The organism is bacterium (assembly GCA_037131655.1).
Taxonomy (GTDB): domain Bacteria; phylum Armatimonadota; class Fimbriimonadia; order Fimbriimonadales; family JBAXQP01; genus JBAXQP01.
The window spans coordinates 1-3,832 of sequence record JBAXQP010000263.1 but is presented as its reverse complement, the minus strand read 5'-3'; the positions used below and the strand labels follow the sequence as shown (position 1 = coordinate 3,832).

The following is a 3,832-nucleotide window of genomic DNA, read 5'->3' as shown; positions in this document are numbered from 1 at the left end:
CCATTATACGCCCGCCCCTGAGCTTAAATCAACAAAAGCCCCTTCCGATCGCCAGTAGGGGCTTTGTAGATATGAAAAGAGGAGATATTACAAGTTCCTATCTCACATTCTTTTCCAGCATCATCTGCGATCCGACGACGTAGGATTTTGCAGCTTGCATCGCGCCGTTTACTTTCGACTTGTATAGATACACTCTATGCAAAAACACATCCTCACCCTGCTTCGAGGCAACTTCTACTGCAAAGTAGGAAGTCGTCCTCACCTCGACCGCTGTGTAAGTGTTATCAGTCCACTGAGCGCCGCCCTCCGGTGCGCCCCATGCGGAGTTGATAAGCTTGATCTTGAGGATATTAGCCTCAGGAAACTTGGACATAACGGCTTTCCTTGCCAACTCTCGCAGCGAGTCACCGCCCTTGCCCTTAAACTTCTCAGAACTCATGAAAACTTTTGCAGCTTTTTCAAGTTGCTCCTGCCGAATGAATTTTCGCATCTTATCGGCGGTACTCTGGGCTTCAACAAGTTTGGGATCGTTCGCGGGCATGAGCTTCGCCAAGTCCAGAAGCCGCTGATCTACCCTATCTAGCCAGTCCTGTTCTCGACTTGTATTCTTCTGAGTATATTCTTTGGCGGTACCAATAAAGTTCTGGATCACTTGATCGCGATTGCGTTCCCAGACTTCGACATTCAACTTCGTCATAGAGTAGTCGCTGTAACCTTGCAACTGCACATCGGCGCCCGCCGCTAGAATCTCTTCAACAAGCGCCTTAGCCGCCCTATATGTGGATTGACTGGCGACTAAATCCTCAGGATAAGTGGCTTCGGGGCTGAACTGACGGAATTTCTCCAGTCGCTTCAACTGCTCCTCAGCCGTACCGGCAGATGCGGCCTCTTTATTTTGTGCATCGTTGTACCGCGTTTCAAGGGCATCATACCGATTCCGAACCGCTACCACATCCAGATGATCCCAAGATTCACTCTGGTATTCCTTTATGGAATTAAGTCTCTCTTTAGCCACACGTAATGGTTCCCTGGCCATATGTGGGTTTCTTGCATTCAGTTCCGTCTCTGCCTCGTTCAACGCTTCGATGCACTTATCTACCTTGAACTGCACTGAGTTAGGCAGTGTGCCTGCAAACAGAGGAAAAGCGATTAGGAAAAGCATTGCCATTCCGATAGCGAGTGTTATCGGAATGCTGCGGTATAGATATACTTTCATGTGATCACTCCTTTAACTATCAGGATTGCCTTTATTTATACCAATATTCTACATGAGGTGACCAATATCCTGCTCTGTTCGAAAATTTTGGCTGATATAGCAGTTTAACATAGCCTAAGTTTTCACCCGCGTTGGTATACGCACTTGTATATTTGACCAAAACAAAAGCCCTCTCGATAATCCCGAGAGGGCTTTTTAGGTTCAAAAGTGAAGGGCGGATGAGGAGATTTGAACCCCCGGCCTCCTGAGCCACAGTCAGGCGCTCTAACCACTGAGCTACAACCGCCATGATGCTTTAAGCGGTGTGATTATACCCAAATGAGGGGGGAGGGTCAACCGCTTTCAGCACTAATATTTGCCTTGCCTGCCTCCTCTGCACATTGAAACTTAAACATAGGGTACAAATAAGATGTATATTCTTTGGGAGGGATTATGGATCAGACTAATATAAAATGGATTGGCGGGATGAAATTTGAAGCTGTACCTCCGTCAGGACAAAGCATTGTGGTGGATGCCTATCCTGAATCAGGGGGAGAAGAGGCGGGTCCTCGGCCAAGTGAACTTATTGCGGTTGCGTTAGGAACTTGCACAGCGATGGATGTCATTGGCATCCTCCGAAAGAAGCGACAAGACTTTACTGCTTATCGGCTCGAAGTGACTTACCAGTGGAAAGAAGGCGACTATCCCCACCCTTTGGAATGCGCCAAAGTCACCCATATCGTTACCGGCCGCAATATCGATCCTAATGCCCTCAAGCAAGCGATTGAGTTATCGGATGATAAATACTGTTCAGTCGGGGCAACCCTTCGACCAAAAGTTGAGTTGACAAGCGATTTCCGTATCGAGGAAGCTGAGTAGATTTAGTTATTCAGGCGAGGGTGGTTCGTTAAACTTTAATACCTCGAAGCGGTACAGAGCTACCGGTTCATTTGGGGCTATTCCGGCCTTTTGTTTGGCGATGGCTACTTGCATTTGGGCATCGCTTACCCCATCTATTCCCGGCAACAAGACGCCGCGTCGGCCTTGATTTTCTACGACTACTCCGTATACTGAAGGGTCAAGCTCGCTAATTTCGGAAATAAGCTCGGGTTTCTCTAAGAGATAGACTGAATAGCTTAAGTGAGGCAATTCTTCTTCGCAGACCTGCATAAACCGATTGTCGCGAGTGGCCGCCCATACGGCATTTTGGGCGATCTCTTCGGCAGCGCAATCACGGGTAGGGTTGATGGTGCCAACGCAGCCTCTTAATTCACCCTTGAAATAGAGCGTCACAAAAACACCGGCGGGTTTAAGCAACTCCTCCGGCATCTCCCCTAAATCAGGAACATAATAGGTATTAGAACTAATATACTGCTCCACCGATTTGCGGGCGATTACCAAACAGGTTTGTTCAAACACTATTTATCCTTTTTAACTCCAAAACTCGGTTCGGTGCCGTTCAAAAGCCGCTTTATATTGCCTAGATGGCGGAAGATTATAAGCAGAACTGCTAACGATATCAAACCGATTACAGGAGTGGGATAATGAAACAGGACCAAGAATACCGGCACAGAAGCCGCGCCGATAATCGAACCTAATGAAACCTTTCGCGTCAGCGCAACTACTACCACGAAAATCCCAATTGCAATACCCCCAACTTCAGGAGCAATACCAATTAGAATGCCAAAACTGGTAGCGACGCTTTTACCTCCTTTAAACTTTAAAAACACCGAAAGGCGATGCCCTATAATTGCGGCAAGACCGGCAACCATTGCCCAAGTCTTATCAGGGTTGACCATCAGCATCACCCAACATGGGACTGCGCCCTTCAGGAGATCGAGTGTGAAGACGGCAAGCCCTGCTGCCGGACCTACGACACGATAAACATTCGTTGCGCCGATATTGCCACTGCCCTCAAGCCGAATATCGATGCCGCGAAGCCGTTTGGCGATTAGCAGGCCAAATGGGATTGAGCCTAATAGATAGGAGGCGAATATGATTATAAATTTCGGAACCAAATCCACGCTGTTACTCCCTTACACGCCCGATACGAAGCCTTTATTTACCCCAGAAGAAAGTGATGTTTACATCGATTTCAGGATTGAGGCTCTTAAAGACGGGACATACTTCGGCAGCGCTTGTAAGCGCCATTTGCACGCCCTGGGGAATATCATGCGGAATAGTGATAGTAACTCCCAACCTCTCGATACGCCGAATGCCTGTTTTGGTCATCTCTTTTGTAACAACAACATTCGAACCGCTCAGATCGACCTGGTTTCGCTCAGCAACGATGCCCATAATCGTGAGCATACAGGCTCCCAGAGCAGTCGCCACTAAATCAGTCGGCGAAAACGATTCGCCCTTCCCGTTGTTATCCACTGGGGCATCAGTACATATCATCTGCCCCGAAGGCCCATGAGTAGCCTGACACCTCAGCTCCCCCTGATAAGCAATCTCCATCCGAACAATCCCATTAGTCTGCGCCATAACATTCTCCTTAGCCTTAGCATCAGCACCATTTTACCTAATTCACATAAAACACTTAAGCCGAATCTTTCAATTCAAATGGACGTTTAGACGCAAATAGATACTGTTGAAATTGTATAAGGGCTTAGCGCCAGCCCAGAACCCCCATCT

5 protein-coding genes and 1 tRNA gene are annotated in these 3,832 nt (G+C 47.9%); 1 reads left to right on the top strand and 5 read right to left on the bottom strand.

The genetic code is table 11. The features are described 5' to 3' along the window. Positions 1-97 precede the first annotated feature (97 nt). Both WCO51_10855 and WCO51_10850 read right to left on the bottom strand, forming a co-directional pair. Positions 98-1,216: a hypothetical protein gene (locus WCO51_10855; protein ID MEI6513753.1), complete on the bottom strand. Its 1,119-nt coding sequence runs from the start codon at positions 1,214-1,216 to the stop codon at positions 98-100. Between the two features lie 213 nt (positions 1,217-1,429). Beyond that, positions 1,430-1,502 (bottom strand) — tRNA-His (locus WCO51_10850). A 146-nt stretch (positions 1,503-1,648) separates the two neighbouring features. Here WCO51_10850 and WCO51_10845 point away from each other — a divergent pair. Further along, positions 1,649-2,074, top strand: a complete 426-nt coding sequence (locus tag WCO51_10845; protein ID MEI6513752.1) for an OsmC family protein — start codon at positions 1,649-1,651, stop codon at positions 2,072-2,074. A gap of 6 nt (positions 2,075-2,080) precedes the next feature. Here the strand turns inward: WCO51_10845 and amrA are convergent, their stop codons facing one another. From amrA to WCO51_10830, 3 genes are read right to left on the bottom strand one after another with little or no spacing between them, the layout of a single operon-like run. Further along, a complete protein-coding gene (amrA, locus tag WCO51_10840; GenBank protein ID MEI6513751.1) occupies positions 2,081-2,614 on the bottom strand; it encodes an AmmeMemoRadiSam system protein A in 534 nt (177 codons plus the stop codon). Further along, positions 2,614-3,219, bottom strand: coding sequence for a glycerol-3-phosphate 1-O-acyltransferase PlsY (gene plsY, locus WCO51_10835; protein MEI6513750.1), 606 nt, complete (start codon positions 3,217-3,219; stop codon positions 2,614-2,616). The genes amrA and plsY overlap by 1 nt, the downstream gene beginning before the upstream one ends. A gap of 34 nt (positions 3,220-3,253) precedes the next feature. Next, on the bottom strand, positions 3,254-3,682 hold the full coding sequence (locus WCO51_10830) for an OsmC family protein (protein MEI6513749.1): 429 nt from the start codon (positions 3,680-3,682) through the stop codon (positions 3,254-3,256). Positions 3,683-3,832 lie beyond the last annotated feature (150 nt).

What these genes read in the sequence shown, in the direction of transcription:
- WCO51_10845 (MEI6513752.1), top strand. Translation starts at nt 1,649, where the DNA reads ATGGATCAGACTAATATAAAATGGATTGGCGGGATGAAATTTGAAGCT.
- WCO51_10830 (MEI6513749.1), bottom strand. Translation starts at nt 3,682, where the DNA reads ATGGCGCAGACTAATGGGATTGTTCGGATGGAGATTGCTTATCAGGGG.
- WCO51_10855 (MEI6513753.1), bottom strand. Translation starts at nt 1,216, where the DNA reads ATGAAAGTATATCTATACCGCAGCATTCCGATAACACTCGCTATCGGA.